This window comes from Chryseobacterium sp. HNCC26DJ240 (assembly GCF_057180485.1).
The window spans coordinates 336,394-361,917 of sequence record NZ_JBXUGK010000004.1 but is presented as its reverse complement, the minus strand read 5'-3'; the positions used below and the strand labels follow the sequence as shown (position 1 = coordinate 361,917).

Annotated in this window: 21 protein-coding genes and 1 pseudogene; 19 read left to right on the top strand and 3 right to left on the bottom strand. The window is 35.6% G+C overall.

What is annotated here, in order from left to right; translation table 11 throughout:
• Nucleotides 1–189 precede the first annotated feature (189 nt).
• From AC2A1G_RS10250 to AC2A1G_RS10220, 7 genes and pseudogenes are all read left to right on the top strand, one after another.
• Nucleotides 190–756: pseudogene (locus AC2A1G_RS10250) on the top strand (recombinase family protein).
• 143 nt (nucleotides 757–899) lie between these two features.
• Nucleotides 900–1,475: a helix-turn-helix domain-containing protein gene (locus tag AC2A1G_RS10245; RefSeq protein WP_484046819.1), complete on the top strand. Its 576-nt coding sequence runs from the start codon at nucleotides 900–902 to the stop codon at nucleotides 1,473–1,475.
• 338 nt (nucleotides 1,476–1,813) lie between these two features.
• Entirely contained in the window at nucleotides 1,814–4,639 is a 2,826-nt protein-coding gene (locus tag AC2A1G_RS10240) for a TonB-dependent receptor (RefSeq protein WP_484046818.1), read from the top strand.
• Nucleotides 4,640–4,643: 4 nt separating this feature from the next.
• Nucleotides 4,644–5,960: a DUF5690 family protein gene (locus tag AC2A1G_RS10235; protein WP_484046817.1), complete on the top strand. Its 1,317-nt coding sequence runs from the start codon at nucleotides 4,644–4,646 to the stop codon at nucleotides 5,958–5,960.
• 10 nt (nucleotides 5,961–5,970) lie between these two features.
• The gene (locus tag AC2A1G_RS10230; protein ID WP_484046816.1) at nucleotides 5,971–7,125 is read left to right on the top strand and encodes a TIGR03364 family FAD-dependent oxidoreductase; all 1,155 of its coding nucleotides are present in this window, start codon (nucleotides 5,971–5,973) and stop codon (nucleotides 7,123–7,125) included.
• A gap of 3 nt (nucleotides 7,126–7,128) precedes the next feature.
• Nucleotides 7,129–7,797 carry a phosphonatase-like hydrolase gene (locus AC2A1G_RS10225; RefSeq protein ID WP_484046815.1) on the top strand — a complete coding sequence of 223 codons (669 nt, stop codon included), beginning with the start codon at nucleotides 7,129–7,131 and terminating at the stop codon, nucleotides 7,795–7,797.
• A gap of 82 nt (nucleotides 7,798–7,879) precedes the next feature.
• Nucleotides 7,880–9,733, top strand: coding sequence for an alkaline phosphatase family protein (locus tag AC2A1G_RS10220; RefSeq protein WP_484046814.1), 1,854 nt, complete (start codon nucleotides 7,880–7,882; stop codon nucleotides 9,731–9,733).
• Between the two features lie 185 nt (nucleotides 9,734–9,918).
• Here AC2A1G_RS10220 and mobC read toward each other — a convergent pair whose 3' ends face one another.
• Nucleotides 9,919–11,919 carry a conjugal transfer protein MobC gene (mobC, locus tag AC2A1G_RS10215; protein ID WP_484046813.1) on the bottom strand — a complete coding sequence of 667 codons (2,001 nt, stop codon included), beginning with the start codon at nucleotides 11,917–11,919 and terminating at the stop codon, nucleotides 9,919–9,921.
• A 775-nt stretch (nucleotides 11,920–12,694) separates the two neighbouring features.
• Here mobC and AC2A1G_RS10210 point away from each other — a divergent pair.
• The 12 genes from AC2A1G_RS10210 to hisIE all read left to right on the top strand — a co-directional run bounded on the left by AC2A1G_RS10210 (nucleotide 12,695) and on the right by hisIE (nucleotide 23,308).
• Nucleotides 12,695–13,249 (top strand): C40 family peptidase, encoded by a 555-nt coding sequence (locus tag AC2A1G_RS10210; RefSeq protein ID WP_484046812.1) that lies wholly within the window; start codon nucleotides 12,695–12,697, stop codon nucleotides 13,247–13,249.
• Nucleotides 13,250–13,357: 108 nt separating this feature from the next.
• Nucleotides 13,358–14,170 carry a 2,3,4,5-tetrahydropyridine-2,6-dicarboxylate N-succinyltransferase gene (locus AC2A1G_RS10205; RefSeq protein ID WP_055986992.1) on the top strand — a complete coding sequence of 271 codons (813 nt, stop codon included), beginning with the start codon at nucleotides 13,358–13,360 and terminating at the stop codon, nucleotides 14,168–14,170.
• A 10-nt stretch (nucleotides 14,171–14,180) separates the two neighbouring features.
• Entirely contained in the window at nucleotides 14,181–14,855 is a 675-nt protein-coding gene (locus AC2A1G_RS10200; protein WP_484046811.1) for a glycosyltransferase family 32 protein, read from the top strand.
• Complete coding sequence (locus AC2A1G_RS10195; RefSeq protein WP_484046810.1) at nucleotides 14,839–15,936, top strand: glycosyltransferase family 4 protein; 1,098 nt, start codon at nucleotides 14,839–14,841, stop codon at nucleotides 15,934–15,936. Before AC2A1G_RS10200 ends, AC2A1G_RS10195 begins: the two co-directional genes overlap by 17 nt.
• Before the next feature lie 247 nt (nucleotides 15,937–16,183).
• Complete coding sequence (hisG, locus tag AC2A1G_RS10190) at nucleotides 16,184–17,041, top strand: ATP phosphoribosyltransferase (protein ID WP_484046809.1); 858 nt, start codon at nucleotides 16,184–16,186, stop codon at nucleotides 17,039–17,041.
• 1 nt (nucleotide 17,042) lies between these two features.
• Nucleotides 17,043–18,317, top strand: coding sequence for a histidinol dehydrogenase (gene hisD, locus AC2A1G_RS10185; RefSeq protein WP_484046808.1), 1,275 nt, complete (start codon nucleotides 17,043–17,045; stop codon nucleotides 18,315–18,317).
• Between the two features lie 4 nt (nucleotides 18,318–18,321).
• Nucleotides 18,322–19,347, top strand: coding sequence for a histidinol-phosphate transaminase (hisC, locus tag AC2A1G_RS10180; protein ID WP_484046807.1), 1,026 nt, complete (start codon nucleotides 18,322–18,324; stop codon nucleotides 19,345–19,347).
• Nucleotide 19,348: 1 nt separating this feature from the next.
• Complete coding sequence (gene hisB, locus AC2A1G_RS10175) at nucleotides 19,349–20,443, top strand: bifunctional histidinol-phosphatase/imidazoleglycerol-phosphate dehydratase HisB (RefSeq protein ID WP_484046806.1); 1,095 nt, start codon at nucleotides 19,349–19,351, stop codon at nucleotides 20,441–20,443.
• Entirely contained in the window at nucleotides 20,444–21,022 is a 579-nt protein-coding gene (gene hisH, locus AC2A1G_RS10170) for an imidazole glycerol phosphate synthase subunit HisH (RefSeq protein ID WP_484046805.1), read from the top strand.
• 106 nt (nucleotides 21,023–21,128) lie between these two features.
• Entirely contained in the window at nucleotides 21,129–21,851 is a 723-nt protein-coding gene (gene hisA / locus AC2A1G_RS10165; RefSeq protein WP_484046804.1) for a 1-(5-phosphoribosyl)-5-[(5-phosphoribosylamino)methylideneamino]imidazole-4-carboxamide isomerase, read from the top strand.
• Between the two features lie 120 nt (nucleotides 21,852–21,971).
• A complete protein-coding gene (gene hisF, locus AC2A1G_RS10160; protein WP_484046803.1) occupies nucleotides 21,972–22,724 on the top strand; it encodes an imidazole glycerol phosphate synthase subunit HisF in 753 nt (250 codons plus the stop codon).
• A complete protein-coding gene (gene hisIE / locus AC2A1G_RS10155) occupies nucleotides 22,721–23,308 on the top strand; it encodes a bifunctional phosphoribosyl-AMP cyclohydrolase/phosphoribosyl-ATP diphosphatase HisIE (protein WP_484046802.1) in 588 nt (195 codons plus the stop codon). Before hisF ends, hisIE begins: the two co-directional genes overlap by 4 nt.
• A gap of 46 nt (nucleotides 23,309–23,354) precedes the next feature.
• Here the strand turns inward: hisIE and AC2A1G_RS10150 are convergent, their stop codons facing one another.
• Together AC2A1G_RS10150 and AC2A1G_RS10145 are read right to left on the bottom strand one after the other, a co-directional pair.
• Nucleotides 23,355–24,284 (bottom strand): M28 family metallopeptidase, encoded by a 930-nt coding sequence (locus tag AC2A1G_RS10150; RefSeq protein ID WP_484046801.1) that lies wholly within the window; start codon nucleotides 24,282–24,284, stop codon nucleotides 23,355–23,357.
• A gap of 32 nt (nucleotides 24,285–24,316) precedes the next feature.
• Entirely contained in the window at nucleotides 24,317–25,477 is a 1,161-nt protein-coding gene (locus AC2A1G_RS10145; RefSeq protein ID WP_484046800.1) for a M28 family peptidase, read from the bottom strand.
• Nucleotides 25,478–25,524: the final 47 nt, after the last annotated feature.

Sequence of the window (25,524 nt, the reverse complement as noted above, 5' to 3'; positions counted from 1 at the left end):
TTTCACAAATTTTTTGAGTTGACATTTGAATATTCTTTAAAATTTATTTCTGGAAATTTCGGTAGTATTTTGAGATTAAAAAAAATGTAAGTTTTGAAATCTTATTTTTTTCAATTAACTTTCTCAAAATCTCATATCACTAAACAAAGTTTCATAAACTTACAAAGTATGAGTTTAATGTAACAAATTATGAAAATAGGATATGCCCGAGTTTCAACCAAAGATCAAAATTTGGATTTGCAGATTGAAGCTTTAGAAAAAGCCAGTTGTGAAAAAATTTATCAGGAGAAAATTTCTGGTGCCACAAAGATTCGCCCTGAACTTGATAAGATGATTGAATAATTCAGAGCGGGCGATGAGCTTTATGTTTGGAGACTTGACCGATTAGGAAGAAGTTTAAAAAATAGTATTGATCTTGTCTTAAGTTTGAGTGATAAAGGAGTTATAATAAAAGGTCTTGGAGATGGTGTTGACACTACTAATGGGCGACTATTTTTAAATCTAATCACTTCTTTGGCTGAGTACGAGAGGGAGCTGATAAGAGAAAGAACCAATGTAAGCTTGCAGTCTGAGATAGCGAGAGGAAGACCAGAGGGCTATACTGCGGAAACAATATCCAAACTGTTAATTTTGCGCTCCATTTATAAAGATCCCACAAAACGTCCGGAAAATTTTTATAATGCATTTAGACTGACTAGAACAACATTTTATCAGTATGTTAAAATACTGGATCACCAGACAGATGAAGAAAAATAAAATATGGGAATTAAAAAATAATTATTTTTATAATATTTAATTTAAGAAATGTTTACTATTTGTAACATTTTTTATATTCAGATTTATTTATTTGTTATTTTTACAGTCATTATAAATAAAAAAGCTTGAAACAGTAAATAAAAATGAGTGACTTTTTAATAGGTATTGGAAAAAGATTAAAAGATATAAGGAAAAAAAACAATCTTACCATCAACGATCTTGCCTCGAAGGCACATGTGAGCAATGGTTTGGTTTCCAGAATAGAGAATGGCAGAACAATTCCATCATTGCCTGTTCTCCTTGAACTGATACAGTCTTTGGATATTGATGCCAGTTATTTTTTTGAAGGAGTTGAGAAAAAATCTAATGCAAAATTCATTTTTGTACCTAAAGAAAATCAGCAGGTTATCGAAAAAGAAGTGGAAGCTGAAGGTTTTAAGTACATGCATATTTTCAGCAAAAGCCTTCATTCATTAGGCTTTGAAGCGGTTTTATTGACCTTAGAACCCAATTCAAAACGAGATAAAGTAATCACAGATGCTTGGGAATTTAAATATATTTTAAAAGGTAAAGTAAAATACATCATTGATAATGAAGAAATTGAGCTTAATGAAGGTGACTCGCTTTATTTCAATGGAAAGTTACCACACGTTCCGGTCAGTATTTCCGATGAAGATTGTATGATGCTCGTGCTTTATTTCTACTCAGAAAAAGACTAAAAAAATTAGATGATTTTTACATTTTTTATGAAAAAAGTTTACAAATAGTAAAATTCAGTTTTTTTCATATTTAAGATTGTTAACATAAATTCCACATTACAAGATCAAACAAAATGAATTGCTCACAGGCAGTTCATTTTTCATTTATTTAAATAACTCCCTATTAAACAATATTTTAAAACATTTTAATACCAAAATTTCAATGTATTAGGTGTTGTAAATCCGTAAGATTGAATTAACAATCATCCATTATTTATTAAATATAAATTAATATTAAAAATTTACATATATTAAAATTATTAAGTTGTTTTGCAATAGAAATTTAATATATGTAAACAATGGAAACAATTATAAAAAAATCTTTATTTCCTCTTTTTGCTTGCTGTACGATATTTGTATCGGCACAAAAACAAATTGTCACCGGAACAGTTTCAGATAATAATCAACCACTTCCGGGCGCAACGGTTAAAATTAATGGAAGCTCAAAAATTGTAATCACAGATGTTGACGGAAAATTCTCTGTTAATGATTTGAAACCGGGTCACTACGATTTACAATTTACATATATCGGTTATGAACCTCAAAATATGACGGTTGATTTGATATCAGATCAGTCATTAGAATTGGGAATTATTTCAATGTTTCAAAAACAGAAGAATATTGATGAAGTTGTAGTCACCGGATCTTTGAAAAACAGTGAAGCCCGTGCCTTGAATATGCAAAAAAATGCAATCAATATTTCAAACGTCATCGCCTCAGACGGTATCGGAAAACTACCGGACAGAAACGCAGCAGAAACCGTACAGAGAGTTCAGGGTGTTTCCATTGAGCGTGATCAGGGAGAAGGAAGATTTGTTTCTCTAAGAGGACTTCCACCATTTTGGGCTTCTACAACCATCAATGGAAACAGACTGCCAACGGCTGAAGAAGAAACCACTTCGAGAGCGACAGCATTCGACTTCTTCCCTACAGAATTGATTTCTTACGTACACGTCAACAAATCTTTTACACCGGATATGGAAGCAGATGGAATAGGCGGCGGTGTCAATTTCATTACCAAAACTCCACCGATGAAAACGGAATTCAGAGGAACTTTAGGCACGGGTTACAATGCAAAGTCTGACAAAGGTGTTTATAATCTGGGGCTGCTTTATGGAGGAAGAACGAAGGACAAAAAGTTCGGATATCTTGTTAATTTTTCACATTTCATCAGAAACTGGTCAACGGATAATTTTGAAGCAAGACGAAGCGGTGACGAAGGCGTTTTCAGAATGGAACTTCGTGATTATAATGGAGTAAGAAAAACGACCGGAGCGAATGCTGCTTTAGAATATGTTTTGTCTCCGAAAAGCACCTTGTATCTGAAAGGAATGTATGGAACACTTTCTGATGATGAAACGCATTACAAACACAGAGTAAGATTTGATAAATTCAGTGCTGCTAACAACACGGCAAGAGTTGAGCTTCAAAACATTCACAATTTACTGATCACAGAACTGACTTCGGTTTCTTTGGGCGGAGTTCATCAGCTGAACAAAAGTAAAATCGACTGGGATCTTTCGTACTACAACAATCTTTTTAAATACGGTAATATTCCGGATAAGCAGAATAACTCTTACTATGTTATTAAATACACACAAAACGGTATAGGAATTAATCCAAATTATATTTCAGATAATGGAAATGGGCCTAGAGCTTACTGGAAAGCAGATGGCGGAAAGTTAGACTACAAAGATCCTGATGCATTATTTGGTTTTTACAGCAACCCGAATTTCAAAATGGATGCTTCTCAAATGAGATTCACCGATCTGGAATTTTATAAAGTGTATGTTCAGGAGAAAGATAAAATAGTTGCGGGTTTCAACCACGAAATCAATGTTTCGGATGAGTTAACTTTAAAGTATGGTTTAAAATACCGTGATAAAGAACGTAACGCTCGCTTCTCTGATATTTTCTACAATTGGTCGAACGGAACAGCTCCGTTGCTGTCAGATTTCAATCAGCATATCACGACTCAACCTGGAGCAACGAAGTATCTGAGCGAGATGAATGCGAATATCGGAAACACTTTCGGACCTGTACTTTCTACAGGCGGGATGGATCAGTTCTGGTTTCAGAATCAGGGAAATTTAACCATCAATAAAACCGATTCTGAGGCATTGGAATATAACAAAGCATTAGGAAGAAATTTCGATGTTTTCGAAAAACATGCGGATGCTTACGGAATGGGAACGTATAAAATCAATGACAAAATTACCGTTTTAGGAGGTCTGAGATTATCAAATACCCATACCAAAGTAAAGGGTTATAATGTTGTTGAAGATGTTTTAACACCCGTTGAAAATGTCAAAAACTACCTTGCAGTTTTACCAATGTTGCATCTAAAATATACGATCAACGATAAGACCAACCTGCGGTTTGCTGCAACACGTACATTTTCAAGACCTAATTTTGGTGATCTTACTCCGGGAGGAACTTACATTGAAGCAGACAACGAATTTAAAGGTGGAAATCCGAACCTGAACCCGACCTACTCTGTCAACCTTGATTTAATGGGTGAATATTATTTCTCCAATGTCGGGATTTTGAGCGGAGGTGTTTTCTATAAATCGATTACTGATCCTATTTTTCAGGATTCTTTTATCGGAAATTACAACGGAATTAATGGCGTACAGTTTAGCGCTCCCAACAACGGAAAAGCAGCATGGTTAGGCGGAATCGAATTGGGAATTAACAGAAGGTTTGACTTCTTGCCAGGATTCCTGCAGTATTTCGGAACTCAGCTGAATGCTACCTTCATGACATCTGAAATGGAAAAACCAAGCGGAAGAATGGTAAAACTACCTTATCAAGCGAAAGAACTGTATAATATTCAACTGTTCTTCGAGAAAAAAGGATTCAATGCAAGGCTGGCTTACAACCACAAGGGAAAATTTGCAGTAGAATATGCTGAAGAAGATCTTTATGATTCTTACTACGGAAAATACAGCAATCTTGACTTCGGAACTTCTTATCAAATCAATAAGCATATCACTGTTTTTGCCGATATCAACAACATTCTGAACAAACCGTTAATCTATCATTTCGGAAAAGACGAGCAAAGACCTGAACAGGTAGAATATTATGGTGTAAGAGGAAATATCGGAGTAAAACTTAATTTCTAAAACGATGATTAATTCTCCATCAAAAAACAGTACATTGAATGTAACTCTGAAAGCGGCCATCGCTGCTTTCGGGGTCTACTTCTGCATGTATGCGTTCAGAAAACCTTTTGCTGTAGCTTCATTCAGTAATCTTGAATTTTTCGGTTTCGATTATAAAATTTTAATCATCATTGCACAGGCAGTCGGGTATTTTATTTCAAAATTTATCGGAATTAAATTCATTTCAGAACTGAAACCTCAGAAACGAATCCTTTTTCTTCTGATTTTTATTGGGGTTGCCGAGCTTGCTTTATTGGGATTTGCAGTCGTTCCCGCACCATACAATATTTTATTCATGTTCATCAACGGGATTCCTTTGGGCATGATCTGGGGAATTGTTTTTTCCTATATTGAAGGAAGAAAAACCACAGAAATTATTGGCTTGTTTCTCTGCTCAAGCTTTGTAGTTTCTTCAGGTGTGGTAAAATCTGCCGGAAAATTTTTAATGGACAGCTTCGCAATCTCAGAATTCTGGATGCCTTTTGCAACAGGGTTAATCTTTGTAATTCCACTTATTATTTTTGCGGTTTTACTGAATAAAATTCCGGCTCCTACTGAAGAAGATATCGTTCTGAAAAAAGAAAGAAAACCACTGAGTGAAGAGGAAAGAATGTCTTTGGTCAAAAATTTTTTCCTTCCATTGGTCAGCATCACGATACTTTACATCGGCCTGACTGTTCTAAGGGATTTCCGGGACAATTTCAGTCGTGAGATTTGGGACGAGATGAGCGGTTCTGCAGACAGTTCGGTTTTCACGTTAACCGAAATTCCAATCTCAATTATGGTTTTATTGATTCTCGGTTTTATGGTCAAAGTAAAAAACAACAGAAAAGCCTTTGCTTACTATCATTACATTCTTTTTGTCGGAATTATTTTGGTAGCATTCTCAACGATTTTATTTCAGGGCAAGATTATTTCGCCGTATTTGTGGATGACGGTGTCAGGTTTCGGGATGTATCTCTGCTATATTCCTTTTAATGGAATTTATTTCGACCGGATGATTGCGGCTTTTAGAATTAAGGGAAATGTAGGCTTCTTCATTTATTTCGTCGACGCATTTGGATATTTGGGAAGTGTTTCCGTTCTGTTTCTGAAAAATTTAGGATCACAGGACCGGTCGTGGCTTCAGTTTTATATTCATCTTAATTATATCATCGCCGCCGTCGTTTTGCTTTTTTCACTCATTGCTTTTTTAGCATTTCAAAAAAAGTCTCGATCAAAATCAAATGCTGAAGACGAAGAGACATCACACGCAATTCGTTTTGATGCTTTTAAAATTTAAAATAATACATATGAATACTCAATATGATTTAATAGTTGTAGGTGGCGGAATTCTGGGAACATTCCACGCTTACCATGCATTACAGAAAAAACTTAAAGTGGCGATTCTGGAAAGAAACTCTGTTCCACAAGGCGCAACAGTAAGAAATTTCGGACAGGTCGTTCCTTCCGGAATGGACATTAAATGGCAGAATTTCGGAAAGGAAAGTCTGAACATTTACAAAGATCTGCAGTCCAAATCGGATTTGACTGTAAGACAAAATGGTTCGGTTTACATCGCTTCAAATGATGAAGAACTGCAATTGATTGAAGAACTGGCTCAGATCAACAAAAACAATGATTACGAATCGGTCATTCTTTCGAAAAGCGAGTGCATTCAGAAATTCGACGGCCTGAGATCTGATTACTGTAAAGGAGGACTGTTCTTTCCACAGGAGATCTCAGTGGATTCCGGAGAGATGATTGTCAAGCTTCATCAATATCTGAACACTCAGGAAGGTCTGGATATTTTTTATAATACAACAGTCGTAGAAACCACTGAAAATAATTCTCTATGTACCGTTACCACTGCAGACGGAAAGAAAATCAAATCTTCAAAAATCATCATTTGCGGAGGACATGAATTTAAAACACTGTATCCCGAAGTTTTCAATAATAGTGATTTAGAAGTCAGCAAACTGCAGATGCTTCAGACCAAACCGCAGGGGATTTATTCACTGCCGGGTAATATACTTACGGGGCTGTCAATCAGAAGATATGAGTCTTTCAGCGAATGTGCATCTTTTGTTAAAATAAAGGAAGTTGAAAACAAAAATTCATTTGAAAAGAAATTCGGGATTCACATTTTATTTAAACAGGCTTTGGATGGTTCAGTAATTATCGGTGACTCTCACGAATATGCGGACGCCAAAAATGCTGATGATCTTGGTTATGATTTAAATATGGATATCGACGAATTTATGATCAATGAAGCTAAAAAAATCATCGATTTGCCAACCTACGAAATTCAGAGAAGGTGGTTCGGAATTTATTCTCAGTGTAAAACCAAAGATATTTTCGAGCACAATGTTTCGCCCAACATTCATATCGTAACAGGCATCGGTGGAAAAGGAATGACCGGAAGCGGCGGTTATTCAAAATTTAATATCAATACAATTTTTTCTTAAAAAATGAACATACAACTATTGGTTCTGGATATGGCCGGAACAACGATCGATGAAGACAATGTAGTGTATAAAACGCTTACAAAGGCCGTGAATGACTATGGATACGAAGTGACCTTAGATAAAGTGCTTGAAATATGTGCCGGAATGGAAAAAGCAGAAGCAATTAAAAACTTACTCGAAAACATAGGTGGAAATACAGCAGATACCGAAGCTATATTCGAAAAGTTTTCTAATGAACTGGGACTTGCCTATGATGATCTCAACGTTAAACCCATCGCTGGTGTTGAAGAATTTTTGTTGAAAGCAAAATCTAAAGGTAAAAAAGTAGTTTTAAATACCGGTTACACTCATAAAATTGCCAGTCAGTTGCTCACAAAACTCAACTGGAAAATTAATGTTCACTACGACGCTCTGATTACTGCAGATGATGTTTCTGAAAGCAGACCGAGCCCTGAAATGATCATTCTTGCCATGAAAAAATTTGGAATTACAGATGCGAAAGAGGTTTTAAAAGCAGGAGATTCTGCTATCGACATTCAGGAAGGCAAAAACGCGGGCTGCGGAGTGACCATTGCCGTTTTGAGCGGTGCTCAAACCAGAGCGCAATTGGAAAAGGCATTTCCTGATCATATTTTAAACAATCTTTCAGAAGCTGAACATATTCTTTTTTAATTCTTCAAAAAACTGATTACTGAAGTAATTGTATAGTCAGTTTTAATTCAATTACAAAAATTAAATCTTTAAAATAGTTATTATGAAAACAAAACTTCTTTCTCTTTTGGTTTTGACTGGTGCATTGATGAGTGCACAGACCAAAAAAGTCCTGTTTATTGGGATAGACGGTTGCAGGCCTGACGTGATGATGTCATCAAACACTCCGAACATTCAGGGATTGCTGCCGACTGCAATTTATTCTTTAGATGCCATTACACTTGCACCCACCATCAGCGGCAACGGCTGGAGCTCTATGCTGACAGGGGTTGGCGTCGATAAGCATAATGTGCCGGACAACAATTTCACCAATCCCAACTACGTTAATTACCGTGATTTTTTAACAAGAATTGAAACATACAATTCCAATTTAAGAACCATCTCACTGGCTCACTGGGCACCTATTAACAACAATATCATCAATACCGCAGATGTCAAAACCAACTTCTCTACTGATCTTGCTGTAAAAAATGCAGCAGTCAATGCACTGCAGAATGATAATCCTGATGTACTGTTTGTTGACTTTGACGATGTGGATGGCGCAGGACATTCATATGGTTTTTCTTCCACATCAACTCAATATGTTAACTCAATTCAGACTACCGATACCTACATCGGTGAGATTCTCACTGCAATGAAAAACAGAAGCACGTATAATAACGAAAACTGGCTGGTGGTAGTTACCACTGATCACGGTGGAGAGGGCAGCTCACATGGTGGAGGAAATCTTACAGAACGGGATATTTTTTCAATTTATTCCAATCCTTCGTTTGTTCCTCAACAGATCAGCAAAACCCAGGTTCAGAATACACCAACCTATAACCGTCTGAATTTACCTGCAGGAACCTATGCGAAGCCATCCGTGCAGAGTGGCTTTAATTTCGGAACTACACAGGATTTTACGATTGAATTTTGGATTAAACCCAATGCCAATTATACAAGTGATCCGGTATTCATCGGGAATAAAAACTGGAATAATGGGTACAACAAAGGTTTTGTCATCTCAGGATATTCAGGACAGACCTTTAAAATGAATATAGGTGACGGCAGCAACAGACTGGATCTGACCGGAGGAAAACTGTTGACCAACCAATGGAAACATATCGCTGTAACTTTCGACAGAGACGGCCTTGCCACCATGTATGACGACGGAGTTCCGGTAACTGTAGGAAAAATGAATAATATTGGAGACATCACTTCTAATTTACCAATAACCATCAATCAGGACGGTACGAATACTTATGGTGTCAACCTCTCTGCATCTTACAAAGATGTAAGAATCTGGAATGCCAAATTATCCAATGAAGCCATTGTACAGTGGGCTAATCAGGATATAACAAGCTCGCATCCTTTCTACGCTGATCTTTTGGCGAACTACAAAATGACTGAAGCATCAGGAAATACTTTGACAGATTCAGGACCTTTGGGTAATAATGCGACAATTACAGGTTCACCTACAAGAAATCTTCAGACATCAGAAACATTTACTATTCAGAATTATCTGAATACACCAAGGCAAACCGACCACTTCCCAACCGTACTCAACTGGCTTTGTATTCCGGTAATGACTTCGTGGGGAATTGACGGAACGAACAGAATTCCTGCATGTGACCTTGGAAATTTAGCGGTTACAGAACAGGTCAAAAGCAATTCTGATCTTGCAATTTATCCTAACCCGGCTAAAGACGAACTGACAGTGAAATTTAAATCTAATGAAAGTGAAATTAACCTGCAGATAATCGATTTTTCAGGTAAGGTGGTTTTCAGCAAAGATGCACAGTTATCTACAGGCGATTATAATGAAAAATTAAATATTTCAAATCTTTCCAATGCAACCTACTTTGTTATTGTGAAAGAAGGTGCAAAAAGATCACAGAAAACATTTATCAAAAACTAATAGTTAGAATAATTAATTTTTGGAGTACAGGCCGAACTTTGGTCTGTACTTTTTTTTACAAAAAAAAATATATAATTTGAATATTGATCCGTTTCCATTGTAATTTTGAACTTCAATATTTTTTTTTGTCTTTTTAATTATCAATTTAGTCTCACAAAACGATTCTTTTTTCAAAACTTTATTTTCTAGTCTTTTTGTATAAGATGCTTTAGTCGAGGATCATTTTGAATTCGCTCAATTTCATTTTTTACGATAGATAAAATGTCTGATTTGATTTTCTGGTAATTTGCATGTATTTCTTCTTTCATTGTATTTTCTCCGAACTCATTTTCAAAATTAATTATCTGGGGTATTTTTTGATATGACTTCGCTTCAGATGCAACCTTTTCATTGTCTACAACGATTTCCGAATGGAAGATTTTCTGTTCAATACGTTCATCAAAATTGTCTGACACGGCTCCTACAAACATTCCCTGAGTTAAAGTCGAAATTTTGGAAGCTGGTATTAAACTGTCTAACTGTGTTGAAATAGAGGTGGAGGTATTGTTTCTATTTATACTTAAGCTTTGTCGTTTCTGGAGTACTTTCCCAAATCTTTCAGAAAGATTTTTAGCGGTTTCTCCTACAACCTGCCCACTGAAAATATTTCCAACCGTGTTTTGAATGACCTTGCTTTCTTTATCTCCGTAATCACGAATAAGCTGTGAGTAATCCTGAAATCCTAAACAAACAGCGACCTTATTACTTCTGGCTGTAGCAATAAGATTATCTAATCCCCTGAAATAGATGGTTGGTAACTCATCAATAATAACTGAGCTTTTTAACTGCCCTTTTTTATTGATAAGCTTTACAATTCTGGAGTTATAAAGACCCAATGCGGCAGAATAAATATTTTGTCGATCCGGATTGTTTCCCACACAAAGTATTTTGGGTTCTTTAGGATTATTAATATCCAATGTGAAATCATCTCCTGTCATCACCCAATAAAGTTGTGGAGAAATCATTCTCGATAAAGGTATTTTTGCAGAAGCAATCTGTCCTTGGAGCTGATCCTGTGCGCCTCCTTGCCATGCATCCATGAAAGGAGAAAGATAATTTTCTAAATCAGGATAGGTCGTTAAAATGGTGAAGACATCAGCGTATTTTTTGTTCAATAATTCAATTGCATGAGGAAATGTGCAGTATTTTCCATTTTCATAGATTTTCAGGAACCAAATAATAGCAGCCAATAATATAATCGGACTCTCAACAAAAAAATCACCTTGTTTTTGAATCCAGCTTCTGTTGAGATTCAGCATGATTGTATAAGCAGCTTCATAAGCATCAGAAATATCTGTCATGAAATCAGGATTCAGAGGGTTACAACGATGGCTTTTGCTGGGGTCATCGAAATTAATAACATAAAATTTTGGTTTTACTTTGTACTTGTATGTATGCTTAAGTAAGTGATTGTAAGCAATTGTAGAAAGGTCATCAAACTTAAAGTCATAAATATACATTGAGAAGCCTTTTTCTATGTGCTGTTTAATGTAATTATTGATGATTGCATAAGATTTTCCGGAACCGGGTGTGCCTAAGACAATATTCGCCCGGAAAGGATTAACAACATTAATCCACCCATCATTCCATTGACCCTTATAATAAAATTTTGTAGGAAGATTTACCGAATATTCATTTTGCATCAGTTTTGTTTCCTGCTGAAAACTCTCGTTTTCATTATTGAAAACATCTTCTATCAGATTTGTTCTTAAAAGACGGCTGATCCAAACCCCAGACATCATTAAGCTGATATAACCACAGCATGTAGTTAATATGTAGAGAAGTGTAGAATACTTAAAAAGAGAATTAAGTAGCAAACCGTTAAAAAAGAAAAGTAGTATCCCAATTACTAAAGTAGCATTTATCTTTTTCCAGGTGATTTTTTCGTTTTTGACACCTTTCGTTCCCCAGCAACTTAATGCCAGAAGGACTACTGCAAAGATTTTAGTGTATAACGGATGAGAAAACAATCCTGCTGTTTTCTGAAAATTCGATAATATCTTATTAATAATCTCTAAAACCCATCCATACTCTAAAAAGAACACATAACAAAACCAATAAAAATGCATTATGACCAGTATAATACTTACTGCTCTCATGAATCCCATAATTTTAGCTAAACCTCTCAAATCATCCTCTCCCTGCATAATTTCTATTTTAAATTATCAAGGTCGAAAGTAATGTTGTGCTGTGGGAATTGTGTTTATTGCCGTTGAATGGCTTTACATTTCTGTCATTATCTCATTATACTTTATGAGAAGTTACAATGAAATTTAAAACAAATTATTAAACTAAATTAGGATGGGATTTCTGTTTTCTATTCACTATTTTGAGAATTAAATTGCAATAATACCGTGTATACAAAACAATCTCTATTAAAATGTACGTAGAAATTAATTTATCAGGGCTTAATCGATAACTAAAATACAAAATTGTTACCGAGAACGGCTGCAGAAGCACAACTTTTGTTGTCACCAAAACCACTATTATAAGTACTGATGAAAACACTTTTATTATAATAGTGTTCGATAAAAAAGAAAAACGCATCAAGGTTCAAACAGTATTGGAAGTTAATGATATAATTCTTATTCTCGAATTTTTTCCATTTCTTTTAAAAGCTTGTACGTTCTAAGATAAATGTTTATTATGTTAAATATTTATATATTTGCTATGAATTAAATTACTCAATAATTTATTTATATTGATAAATGAAAATATTGTTTTTTTTATACTATAAAAAAAACTGTGGCAGAATAATGGCAGGTAGAATTTGTAAAAATGAGAAACATAGATAGAGTAGGGCTTTGAGAAGATAGGTTCGAATCCCTCTCTCTTCGCTGAAAAGCATCGTAGATACGATGCTTTTTTTATTTATACAATCCAAATTTATTATCTTTGAGAGGTTTTTGATAATTAATGAAAATGAAACAAAATTTCTCTGCAAAACTTATCATTCTTGCTGCTGCTTCAATGCTGGCAATATCCTGCGGAAGCTCAAAAAATATAGCTTCTAATAACAAATCAACAACAAAATCACCTACAAAAACCGAGAATTTAAGAAAACTCGATTCAGATTTTGATGGCAAGATCTCGTCATCTGTAAAGAGAATCATCAAGGATGCCGAAAACTACCTGGGAAGTCCCTACAAGTTTGGCGGAAATACTTCATCAGGATTTGACTGCTCCGGACTGACCACAAAAGTTTTTGATGAAAATGGATTAAAACTTCCAAGACGATCTGCAGATCAGGCAGATTTCGGAAAAAAAATTAATATTTCAGACACCAAACCCGGAGATCTTCTGTTTTTTGCAACTGCGGGAGGATCAAAGGTTTCTCACGTAGGAATCGTTCACAGTATAGAAAGCGACGGCGAAGTAAAATTCATTCACGCTTCAACTTCTAAAGGTGTAATCATTTCATCTTTAAACGAAAAATATTGGAATAAGGCTTATCTTCATGCACAACGTGTTTTATAAGCAATATTTTTTCAGCAAAACATATTTTTAGGCAAAATTCAAACATATATTTTAGCTTAAAACTTTTGTATCTTTGAACTCATTATTTTAACAAAATTCAAATAAAAAATGTCATTACAGCAAACTATCGAAAACATCTGGGACAACAGAGAATTATTACAAAATGAAGACAGCCAAAAGGCAATCAGAGAGGTTATTTCTTTGGTTGATAAAGGCGAGCTTCGTACCGCAGAACCTACTGAAAATGGATGGCAGGTAAATGAATGGGTGAAGAAAGCAGTTGTAATGTATTTTCCGATTCAAAAAATGGAAACCATTGAGGTAGGACCTTTTGAATTTCACGATAAAATGCCTTTGAAAAGAAACTATGCAGAAAAAGGAGTGAGAGTTGTACCACACGCAATCGCAAGGGAAGGAGCATACATTGCACCAGGAGTTATTTTAATGCCGTCTTACGTAAATATCGGAGCTTACGTAGATTCAGGAACAATGGTTGACACTTGGGCAACTGTTGGAAGTTGTGCACAGATCGGTAAAAACGTTCACCTGAGTGGTGGTGTTGGTATTGGTGGAGTTTTGGAGCCACTTCAGGCAGCACCCGTAATCATTGAAGACGACTGTTTTATTGGTTCAAGATGTATCGTTGTAGAAGGCGTTCACGTTGAAAAGGAAGCAGTTTTGGGAGCTAATGTTGTATTGACAGCTTCCACCAAAATTATTGACGTTACAGGAGAAACTCCAATTGAGATTAAAGGAAGAGTTCCTGCACGTTCAGTGGTAATTCCGGGAAGTTATACAAAACAATATCCTGCGGGAGAATATCAGGTTCCATGTGCATTGATCATTGGTCAGAGAAAGGAATCTACAGATAAAAAAACGTCTCTAAATGACGCTTTGAGAGAGAATAATGTAGCTGTTTAATCATTCTGTAATGGCAATTCCGAAGCAAATATTTCAGACTTTTAAAACAAGTAAATTACCTTGGATCACAAGGTTTTACATTAAAAGAATGCTCAGAAAAAACCCTGAATACGAATATCATTTTTACGATGATGAAAGAATTCAGAGCTTTTTTAAAGATGAGTTTCCTCCGGAATATTCTAAAGCTTATAACAGATTAACCATTGGAGCTGCCAAAGCAGATTTTTTCAGGTATGCCATTCTGTATAAAAAAGGTGGTGTTTACCTCGATGTAGACAGTGGAATAAACATCCCGTTGCGAAAGCTTATCCGTGAAGACGATGTGGCTTTGGTTACGGATGAAATTCCGCCGACATACTACGTACAATGGGGTCTGGTTTACGCAGCCGGACACCCATTTTTACAGAAAACACTGGAGAATATTCTGGATAACATCAAAAATAATCCGTACCCTCACAATGTTCATAAAACAACCGGACCAACAGTGTATACGGACTCTGTGAAACAATGTCTTGCTGAAAATCCCAATATTCCTCACCGTTTCTTGGCACCTCATTACGACAACAAAATGCAGTTCAAATATAAAATGGGCAAGTTTTTTCTTTACGGTGACAAATCTGAGCACTGGAAGAAAAAACAATTGACTCAAAATATTATAAAACCAGAAGATGAAGATAGCATTTGATGCAAAACGCATCTTTTCAAGCATGTCAGGATTAGGAAATTATTCACGGGATCTGGTAAGGATTCTTTCTGAATATTATCCTGGAAATCAATACATTCTGATCAGTAAAAAGACCTCGGAAAAAGGAACCGAAATTTTAAAACGTTCCAACATCTCACATCTCAAAACTTCGAAGGGAACTTTGTCCCGACAGTTTAAGACGGGAACAGATGCGCAGAATGCCGGTGCAGATATTTTTCATGGCCTATCCGGCGAACTGCCTCTGAAATGGAACAGCAAACCGATTAAAAAAATAGTGACCATCCACGATTTGATTTTCGAAAGGTATCCGGAGTATTACACATGGATTGACAGAAAAATTCACTTCTGGAAGTTTAAAAAAGCCGCACAGTCTGCTGATAAAATCATTGCGATTTCTGAGCAGACTAAAGATGACATTATTCATTATTTAAAAGTTCCGGAAAGCAAGATTGAAGTGATTTATCAGGGTTGTCATCATGCTTTTAAAGAAAATCAATCTGAAGAATTTATTAAAGAGATTAAAGAAAAATTTCAGCTTCCTGAAAGATTTATTCTGAATGTAGGAACTATCGAGCCACGAAAAAATTTGTTGAATGTTGTAAAAGCACTTCGGGGAACGCAAATTCCTTTGGTAGTGGTTGGAACTAAAAAGCCGAAATATTTCAAAATTGTTGAAAAGGAAATTGATAAAAATAAAATTGATATTCAGTTTTTAACAGGCGTTTCGATGAATGAACTGGCGGTGATTTATAAACTCGCCGACATTTTTGTCTACCCAAGTTTCTTTGAAGGATTTGGAATTCCGGTGATCGAAGCATTATTTTCGAAAACGGTTGTGATTACGAGCAATACAAGCTGTCTTCCCGAAGCCGGAGGTCCCGATTCCGTGTATATTAATCCAAAAAGTTACCTTGACATTCAGGCGAAAATAAAGTTTCTGTGGGAAAATGAATCTGAACGTAAACGCCGTGCTGATAAGGGTTTTGACTTTGTTCAAAAATTTAATGACGAGCCGATTGCTAACGAACTCATGAATCTTTATCAAAGAATTATTTCATAAAACTGTTGCAGGTTTAAAAATAAACTCTACATTTGTATCACAATATTTCAAAAAAATGAAACCGAATTTCTCAACACTTCATCATTATCATCATCTCAGCTAAGGCGGAAGTGATTGATATTTTGTGTTGAATTCATAAAAAATAAATTAAAAACCGTCTGAGTAAGGACGGTTTTTTTGTTTCCACATTTCTGTGAAATTTTCATAAATCAACTTCATTTACTCAGACAAAAACTTTAAAAAAGTAATGAGTAAATTAAAAATTGCCATTCAGAAAAACGGACGGTTATACGAAGAATCTCTTCAGCTTCTCAAAGACTGCGGCATTTCTGTCAACAACGGCAAAGACCAGCTGAAGGTTTTGGTAGACAATTTTCCATTGGAAATTATGTATCTCCGAAACTCAGATATTCCACAATATCTGGAAGACGGAGTAGTTCATATCGCCATCGTTGGAGAAAATCTTCTGGCAGAAAAACAGAAAGAAAATGAAATTGTACAGAAATTAGGCTTTTCAAAATGTCGTGTTTCTCTGGCCATTCCGAAAGATATTGACAGCGATCAGCCACAGTATTTTCAGGGAAGAAAAATTGCCACATCTTATCCCAACACGCTTCAAAAATATTTAAGCGAAAATAACATTCAGGCTGATATTCATGTGATTTCAGGCTCCGTGGAAATTGCGCCCAACATCGGACTGGCAGACGGAATCTGTGATATCGTAAGTTCTGGAAGCACTTTATTTAAAAACGGATTGCGTGAAACGGTAACACTTCTAAAATCTGAAGCTGTTCTGGCAAAAAATATCAATCTTAATTCTTCTCAGGAGAAAATTTTAGACAAATTACTTTTCAGAATTAAAGCGGTTTTAAAGGCTAAAAATTCAAAATACATTCTGATGAATGTTCCCAATGATAAGATTTCAGAAATCTCAAATGTACTTCCCGTTTTAAAAAGTCCGACGGTTATTCCGCTTGCTGAAGAGGGTTGGAGCAGCATTCATTCCGTTATCGACGAAGAACGTTTCTGGGATGTCATCGATGAACTAAAGCTGAAAGGTGCACAGGATATTTTAATCATTCCAATCGATAAAATGGTAATTTAAGATGAATATTTATAAAAATCCAAAGAAAGAAACGTGGTTTGAATTAACCAAAAGACCGGCTTTCAAAAGACAGGAAATCTCAGAAACCATTAAAGAAATCTTCGCTGAAGTTGAGAAAAATGGTGATCAGGCATTGATCAATTATGCAGAGAAATTTGATTTCTCAACAATCACACAATTACAGGTGAGTCCTGCTGAAATCGACATTGCGGAAGATTCAATATCAGAAGATTTAAAATCAGCTATTCAGATTGCCAAAGAAAATATTACCAAATTTCACGCTTCGCAAATAGTTGAAGTTGAAAAAATCGAAACGACAAAAGGCGTGATCTGCTGGAGGGAAAACAGAGCCATTGAAAAAGTGGGAATCTACATCCCAGGGGGAACTGCACCTTTGTTTTCTACGGTTTTAATGCTCGCAATTCCTGCTCAACTGGCGGGTTGCAAAGAGATTATTTTGTGTTCACCTCCAGATAAAAACGGAAATATCAATCCGGCAATTCTTTATACAGCAAAGCTTTGCGGAGTTTCAAAAATATTTAGAGTAGGTGGAGCGCAGGCGGTTGCTGCGATGACTTTCGGGACAGACAGAATTCCGAATGTGTATAAAATTTTTGGCCCCGGAAATCAGTTTGTGGTTACAGCAAAAGATTATGCCCAAAGTTTTGGAGTCGCCATCGATATGCCTGCCGGACCGAGCGAAGTTTTGGTCATTGCTGATAAAAATGCGGTTCCTCAGTTTTGTGCAGCAGATTTGTTGTCTCAGGCGGAACATGGGAGCGACAGCCAGGTCATTTTTATTTCAAGCGATTTAAAAGTTTTAAATGAAACCGTTGAAGAAGTAAAAAAACAGATTCAGCAACTTCCCAGAAACGCATTTGCTCAGCAATCGTTGAATAACAGCCATTTTATTCTATTGGATTCTGTCGAAGAGTCTTTGGAATTCAGCAATCTGTACGCTCCGGAACATTTGATTTTAGCAGTTCAGGATTTCGAAAAATATATTGCCCAAATTCAAAACGCAGGTTCAGTTTTTCTCGGAAATTATTCCTGTGAAAGTGCAGGAGACTATGCCAGCGGAACCAATCATACGCTGCCTACAAACGGTTTTGCAAAAAACTACAGCGGAGTTTCGCTAGACAGCTTTGTGAAGAAAATTACTTTTCAGAATTTATCTAAAGAAGGCTTACAAAATTTAGGAAAAACTATTGAACTCATGGCGGAAGCAGAAGGTCTTTCAGCTCACAAAAATGCAGTATCCATCAGATTAAAATAAAATAATGACAACAATAAATATTAAAAATTTAGTTAGAAAAAATATTTTGGAACTTAAACCATACATCAGTTTCAGAGACAATAATCTATTCGAAAACCCTTTGCTGATGGACGCAAATGAGAGTCCGTTTGGGGAATTTAACCGCTATCCGGATTCCACGCACAGGAATTTGAGAGAAAAAATCTCAGCTTTAAAAAACATTTTACCAAGTCAAATTGCCATCGGAAATGGAAGTGATGAACTGATAGATTTAATTATTAAAATTTTCTGCGAACCGAAAAAAGATTCTGTTTTGGTGATGAATCCATCTTTCGCGATGTATGGATTTTATGCAAAAATCAATGAAAACAACGTGTTACAGCTAAATCTGAATGAAAATTTTGATATAGTAAAGGAAGAATTTTTAAATATAAATAAAGAAAATCAACCTAAAATATTATTTCTCTGTTCGCCCAACAATCCAACCGGAAATTCAATTAGTTATATTGAATTTTACATCAAAAATTTTGATGGAATTGTTGTCGTTGATGAAGCTTACATTGAGTTTTCAGAACAAAAATCCTGTTTAGATTTGATCGATGAATATCCTAATCTCATCGTTTTACAAACCTTTTCCAAAGCGTGGGGATTGGCTGGTGCGAGGGTTGGAGTTGCTTATACCTCAGAGGAAATCACGAATTTAATCTACACGGTAAAATCTCCATACAATGTGAATATTCTGAGTCAGAATTTAATCCTTGAAAAATTAGATCAGATTGAAGATTTTCAAAATAATTTAGATGAAATTTTACGAGAGCGTGAATGGTTAAAAAATGAATTTAAAAATTTAGAATGCATTTCAAAAGTTTTTCCTACAGATGCCAATTTCTTTTTGATTGGATTTAAAGATGCTGAAAAAGTTTATAATACGCTGATTGAAAATGAAGTCTTATCCAGCAAAAGATTTCCTCAGATTCCCAGCTGCATCAGACTGAATGTTGGAAGCCGAAATGAAAATAAAAGACTAATAAATGTTCTGAAAAATATTTAAAATGAAAAAAGTACTATTCATCGACCGCGACGGAACACTGATTTTGGAACCGCCAACAGATTTTCAGGTTGACTCTTTGGAAAAACTTGAATTCTATCCTTTCGTCTTTCAAAATTTAGCCAAAATTGCAAAAGAACTCGACTACGAACTGGTGATGGTCACCAATCAGGATGGTTTGGGAACGGAGAGTTTTCCTTTCGAAGACTTTATAAAACCTCAGGATAAGATGTTAAAAGCTTTTAAAAATGAAGGAATTGTTTTCAGTGATATCTTAATTGACAAAAGTTTTGAACATGAAAATTCCCCAAACAGGAAACCTGAAATCGGAATGTTGCGAAAATACATTTATGGCAATTATGATTTGAAAAATTCCTTTGTCATCGGAGATCGTTTGACCGATATTCAGTTGGCAAAAAATTTAGGTTCAAAAAGTATTTTCATTAATGAATCTGAAAATAAGGATGCAGAATTAACCACAAAAAACTGGAACGAAATCTATCAGTTTTTAAAAAAGATTCCAAGAAAATCAAAAGTTTACCGAACGACTAACGAAACCGAAATCGAAGTCGAAGTGAATCTCGATGGAAGTGGAAATTCTGAAATTTCTACAGGTTTACATTTTTTTGATCACATGCTCGAGCAAATTTCGAAGCACGGAAATTTAGATTTAAAAATTAAGGTAAACGGAGATCTGAATGTTGACGAGCATCACACAATTGAAGACACAGGAATTGTCCTCGGAGAAGCAGTTTTACAGGCTTTAGGAAAGAAAAAAGGGATTGAAAGATATGGTTTTCTGCTTCCGATGGACGACTGTCTTTCTCAGGTTGCCATTGATTTTGGTGGAAGACCGTGGTTGGTTTGGGAAGCTGATTTTAAAAGGGAAAAAATTGGCGATGTGCCCACGGAAATGTTTTACCACTTTTTCAAATCGTTTACAGATGCTGCAAAATGCAATTTAAATATCAAATCTGAAGGTGAAAATGAGCACCACAAAATAGAATCAATCTTTAAAGCGTTTGCAAAAGCGATAAAAATGGCAGTCAATCAAACCGACGAAAATTACAATTTACCATCAACTAAAGGAAGCTTATAAATGATCGCAGTAATAAAATACAACGGCGGAAACGTAAATTCCGTTCAGAATGCTTTGGAAAGACTGGGTTTTGATTCAATCATTACAGATGATTTTGAATTGATAAAAAACGCGGAAAAAGTAATCTTTCCTGGCGTTGGTGAAGCTTCTTCCGCGATGAAAGTTTTAAGAGAGAAAGGTTTGGATCGACTGATTCCGTCATTGAGTCAACCTGTTTTGGGAATTTGCCTCGGAATGCAGCTGATGTGTAAAAATAATGAAGAAGGAAATACGGTTGGAATGGGAATTTTCAACTGCGATGTGAAAAAGTTCCCTCCACTGAATCTCGTTCCACACATGGGTTGGAATACCGTTTCAGATTTGAAATCTCCTTTATTTTCAGAAATTTCGGAGGAAAATGACCTGTATTTCGTTCACAGTTATTACTGTGAATTATCAGAAGATACGAGTTCGGTCTGTGATTATATTTTGCCTTTCAGTGCTTCGTTGCAGAAAGATAATTTCTTTGCGACACAGTTTCATCCTGAGAAATCGGGAAAGTTCGGGAATCAGTTGCTTAAAAACTTTTTAAAACTTTAAAAATGAAATCGCCGTGGTTGGAAATAGAAATATTCATGAAAAAGGTGCGATTGCAAACCTTTTCCAACTATTCGTGATCACTTATTAAAACAATAAAGAACTACATATGAAAATAATTCCCGCTATAGATATCATCGACGGAAAGTGTGTGCGACTGTCAAAAGGTGATTACAATACCAAGAAAATATATAATGAAAATCCGCTTGAAGTAGCCAAAGAATTTGAAGATTTTGGAATTCGGTTTCTTCATCTGGTGGATTTGGATGGTGCAAAATCAAAACATATCGTCAATCAGAAAGTTTTGGAAACTATTTCTAAAGATACATCATTACACATTGATTTTGGTGGCGGATTGAAATCTGAAAATGATATTGAAATTGCTTTCAATTCCGGTGCAAAACAAATTACGATTGGCAGCATCGCCGTTCAGGATTCTGAATTTTGTTTTCAATTGATTGAAAAATACGGATCGGAGAAAATTATTCTCGGTGCTGATTGTGAAAACAAAAAAATAAAAACTTCGGGCTGGCTCGAAGAAAGTGATCAAAATGTGATTGATTTTATTCTTGATTATCAGAAAAATGGCATTCAAAATGTGATTTGTACAGATATTTCAAAAGACGGAATGCTGGAAGGTGCTGCTACAGAATTGTATCAGGAAATTTTAGATAGAACAAAAATTCAGTTAGTAGCAAGTGGTGGAATTTCATGTATTGAAGATGTTTATCTGATGAAAAAAATCGGATGTGCCGGAACGATTATCGGAAAGGCAATCTATGAAGGAAAAATTCAGTTAAAAGAACTACAGAAGTTTATTGAAAATGAATGACGTTGATACAAATCCAGAATTTCCGGTAATTACTTTCAAGTCCCAAAGGGACGACTTAATCAGGGATAGGATAAAATCCTATCAATTATAAAATATCAATTTTAAAACTATTTTAAATAAATGCTTAAAAAAAGAATAATTCCCTGTCTCGACATCAAAGACGGAACTACCGTAAAAGGAATCAACTTTGAAAGTTTGAGAAATGCTGGAAATCCTATTGATTTAGCTAAAAAATACGAAAATGAAGGGGCTGACGAATTGGTTTTTCTGGATATTACGGCAACGATTGAAGAAAGGAAAACTTTCGTCGAATTGGTGAAAAATATTGCGAAAGAACTGAGTATTCCCTTTACTGTTGGAGGTGGAATTTCTTCTGTTGAAGATGTCAGAAAATTATTGGAAGCCGGAGCTGATAAAATCAGCATCAATTCTTCAGCAGTAAAAAATCCTTATCTGATTTCTGAACTGGCAAAAGAATTTGGAAGTCAGTGCATCGTCGTGGCGATTGACACGAAATTTGTCAATGATGAAGACTGGGTTTTTGTGAAAGGCGGAAGGGAAATGACTCCTCTGAAAACATTGGATTGGGCAAAAAAGGTTGAAGAATTAGGAGCTGGCGAAATTTTATTAACATCAATGAATGGCGACGGAACTAAAAACGGATTTGATTTGAGATTGACTAAACTCATTTCAGAAAATGTAAATATTCCCGTGATTGCTTCGGGTGGAGCTGGAAAAACGGAAGATTTTGAAGATGTTTTTAAACTTACAAAAGCTACCGGAGCTTTAGCAGCAAGCGTCTTTCATTTTGGAGAAATTCGAATTGATGACCTAAAAAATGAATTGAAAAAAAGAAATATTAGTGTAAGATGAAAATAGATTTTAATAAAACAGACGGACTCGTTCCGGTAATTATTCAGGATGACAGAACTTTGCAGATTTTAATGCTGGGTTACATGAACGAAGAAGCTTTTAACAAAACAAAAGATGAAGGAATCGTTACTTTTTTCAGCCGTTCAAAAAACAGATTATGGACGAAAGGTGAAGAGTCTGGGAATTTTTTAACAGTAGAAAATATTCAGATAGACTGTGATCACGATACAGTTTTAATTAAAGTCATTCCAACGAATATTGTTTGCCACAACGGAACTTTCAGCTGTTTTGGTGAGAAAGATACTAAAGGTTTTCTGTATGAACTGGAAGATAAAATCGCACAGAGAATTGATGATCAGGTTGAAGATTCTTACACCTATTCTTTATTTCAACGAGGCATCAATAAAGTCGCTCAGAAAGTGGGAGAAGAAGCTGTAGAACTGGTGATAGAAGCAAAAGATGATGATGACAATTTATTTAAAAATGAAGCTGCAGATTTGCTGTATCATTTTTTAATTTTACTGAAAGCCAAAAACTTTTCATTAAATGAAATTGAAAAAATTCTGTTGGATAGAAATCAATAGAAAAAACCTGCAAAAAATGCAGGTTTTTATGAAAATACTAAAAAGATTATTTTTTGTCACTGTCCACCTTTGAAGCTTCTGCAAAATGCTGCAAAGCACCTAGTGTAGCCTTTCCGATATTGAAAACATATCTTGTATCTGTATTGGCAAAAGTGTCATCCGGTGTATGAGGAAGTTCACTTCGGAGATATTCAAAGAAACCCGTAATCACTTCGCCTTTTTTCTCAAAAGAAATGTAATCGCTGTGTTCTGCAGGATCAATATCAGCTTTCAGAGGCGAATAAAGTGCAACATATTTCATTAAATTTTTCGTCGCATCTGTTGAGGCTTTATTATTTTTAGACGTTCCTCCCTGATCTTCATCACAAAAAACGGTGTCGTGGAAAAGTCCTTTTTTACCACCAACCTGATCCAAATTAAAGACCAGTTTAGTATCAAACTGTCGAACGTTATCTTTATAAACTACATTATCAACATAATGTTTGCTTCCTTTCAGTCCCTGTTCTTCACCTGAAAAATGGATAAATTTTATTGAATAATCGGTAGGCACATCTCTTAAAATTCTTGCAGCTTCCATAATGATGGTAGTTCCGCTGCCATTGTCGTTTACGCCCGGCCCGTTGATGCTGTCGAAATGACCGCAGATGATAATGTATTTGTCGGGATGTACAGTTCCTTTTTTGGTAATAATCAGGTTTTTAGATTCTGCTTTTCCCATTTTGAAAGGATCTTCAGAAATCTGGTCTTCGGTAAATCCGTAAGAAAGATATTTGTTTTTAATCCAGTTAAATGCATTGTCATTTTCCTTAGAACCTGTGGTTTTTATTCCCAAACCTTCAAATTCTTTAAGATTGGTAACAATATTCTTCTCTGAAATCAACTCAACTCTGGTTTGGTAAGCAGGAACTGCATTTTGAGCCTGAAAGCCACCTATAGCAAGGGAAAAAAGCAGGATTGACTGAATTTTCTTTATCATTTGTTTTTAAATATTTTATGTGAAATTATTAATTATTCGATAATAATTTTCTTGGATGTTTTTTCGCCGTTATGAATTATTGTACACATATAATTTCCTGAACTTATTCCTGAAATATTAATCTCATTCTGATTTTCAGATTTTAAAACCAATTTTCCGCTCATATCAGAAATTTCAACAGTAAAGTTTTTAATTGCAGAAGAAGTTTCAATGTGTAAAATATTTTTCGCAGGATTTGGATAAATTTTAATCTGATCTGAATTTTTCTGAGCTTCATCAACCGCAAGAACCGTAGTAGCAACTGCGAAATGCTGCAGCGCTCCCACGGCAGCTTTCCCAACATTAAAAACATACACAGGATTCACATTGGCAAAAGTGTCGTTCGCTGTGTGCTGATTTCCACTAACAGGAGTTTCGTAGAAACCGGTTATAATATCTCCCTTGTTTTCAAATGGCACGTAATCTGACGCAAAAGCGTTAGACATATTCACCATAAGAGGCGAGTAGAGCGTCGTGCAGTTGGCCAGCTGTTGGGTCATCGCAAGAGATGGTGCATTGTTGGCAGTTTGTCCGCTTTGATCACTTTCGCAGGTGATCATATTGTTTGCAGTTCCAAACTGGCCTCCTACCTGATCAATATTGAAAACTACTTTTAAATTCAGCTGGCGTACATTATTAGAAAAAACCACATTGTTCACATAATGATTACTCCCCACAAGACCTTGTTCTTCCCCAGAAAAGTGTATGAATTTAACCGAGTATTCTGTAGGAACATTTCTTAAAATTCTTGCAGCTTCCAGCAAAATTGAAGTTCCACTGCCATTGTCGCTCACACCCGGACTGTTGATCGTGTCGTAATGTCCGCAGATAATCACAAAAATATCAGGATATAAAGTTCCTGTTTTGGTGACGATCAAATTCTTCGAAGTACTGCTCCCGATGGTGAAAGTATCTTCCGTCATCTGACCTGCCGTGTATCCGTAAGCCAGATACTGGTTTTTCAGCCATGTCAAGGTGTTGTCATTGGCAACTGATCCCGTGGTTTTGATTCCGAGGTTGGAAAACTGCTGCAGGAGGTTGGTGACATTCGTCTGCGTCACCTGATTGGCTCTGTCCTGATACGCCTGAATAAAAGTTTGCCCATGGAAAACACCGAGAATACCTAAAGACAGAATGGAAAGTACTTTTTTCACTTTAAATTTTATTACTTAGAACAAATTTAGATAATAAAAAAATCCCG

Bases quoted from the DNA above. Each gene is read 5' to 3' on its own strand.
- AC2A1G_RS10245 (WP_484046819.1), top strand. From the start codon at position 900: ATGAGTGACTTTTTAATAGGTATTGGAAAAAGATTAAAAGATATAAGG.
- AC2A1G_RS10240 (WP_484046818.1), top strand. From the start codon at position 1,814: ATGGAAACAATTATAAAAAAATCTTTATTTCCTCTTTTTGCTTGCTGT.
- AC2A1G_RS10235 (WP_484046817.1), top strand. From the start codon at position 4,644: ATGATTAATTCTCCATCAAAAAACAGTACATTGAATGTAACTCTGAAA.
- AC2A1G_RS10230 (WP_484046816.1), top strand. From the start codon at position 5,971: ATGAATACTCAATATGATTTAATAGTTGTAGGTGGCGGAATTCTGGGA.
- AC2A1G_RS10225 (WP_484046815.1), top strand. From the start codon at position 7,129: ATGAACATACAACTATTGGTTCTGGATATGGCCGGAACAACGATCGAT.
- AC2A1G_RS10220 (WP_484046814.1), top strand. From the start codon at position 7,880: ATGAAAACAAAACTTCTTTCTCTTTTGGTTTTGACTGGTGCATTGATG.
- mobC (WP_484046813.1), bottom strand. From the start codon at position 11,919: ATGCAGGGAGAGGATGATTTGAGAGGTTTAGCTAAAATTATGGGATTC.
- AC2A1G_RS10210 (WP_484046812.1), top strand. From the start codon at position 12,695: ATGAAACAAAATTTCTCTGCAAAACTTATCATTCTTGCTGCTGCTTCA.
- AC2A1G_RS10205 (WP_055986992.1), top strand. From the start codon at position 13,358: ATGTCATTACAGCAAACTATCGAAAACATCTGGGACAACAGAGAATTA.
- AC2A1G_RS10200 (WP_484046811.1), top strand. From the start codon at position 14,181: ATGGCAATTCCGAAGCAAATATTTCAGACTTTTAAAACAAGTAAATTA.
- AC2A1G_RS10195 (WP_484046810.1), top strand. From the start codon at position 14,839: ATGAAGATAGCATTTGATGCAAAACGCATCTTTTCAAGCATGTCAGGA.
- hisG (WP_484046809.1), top strand. From the start codon at position 16,184: ATGAGTAAATTAAAAATTGCCATTCAGAAAAACGGACGGTTATACGAA.
- hisD (WP_484046808.1), top strand. From the start codon at position 17,043: ATGAATATTTATAAAAATCCAAAGAAAGAAACGTGGTTTGAATTAACC.
- hisC (WP_484046807.1), top strand. From the start codon at position 18,322: ATGACAACAATAAATATTAAAAATTTAGTTAGAAAAAATATTTTGGAA.
- hisB (WP_484046806.1), top strand. From the start codon at position 19,349: ATGAAAAAAGTACTATTCATCGACCGCGACGGAACACTGATTTTGGAA.
- hisH (WP_484046805.1), top strand. From the start codon at position 20,444: ATGATCGCAGTAATAAAATACAACGGCGGAAACGTAAATTCCGTTCAG.
- hisA (WP_484046804.1), top strand. From the start codon at position 21,129: ATGAAAATAATTCCCGCTATAGATATCATCGACGGAAAGTGTGTGCGA.
- hisF (WP_484046803.1), top strand. From the start codon at position 21,972: ATGCTTAAAAAAAGAATAATTCCCTGTCTCGACATCAAAGACGGAACT.
- hisIE (WP_484046802.1), top strand. From the start codon at position 22,721: ATGAAAATAGATTTTAATAAAACAGACGGACTCGTTCCGGTAATTATT.
- AC2A1G_RS10150 (WP_484046801.1), bottom strand. From the start codon at position 24,284: ATGATAAAGAAAATTCAGTCAATCCTGCTTTTTTCCCTTGCTATAGGT.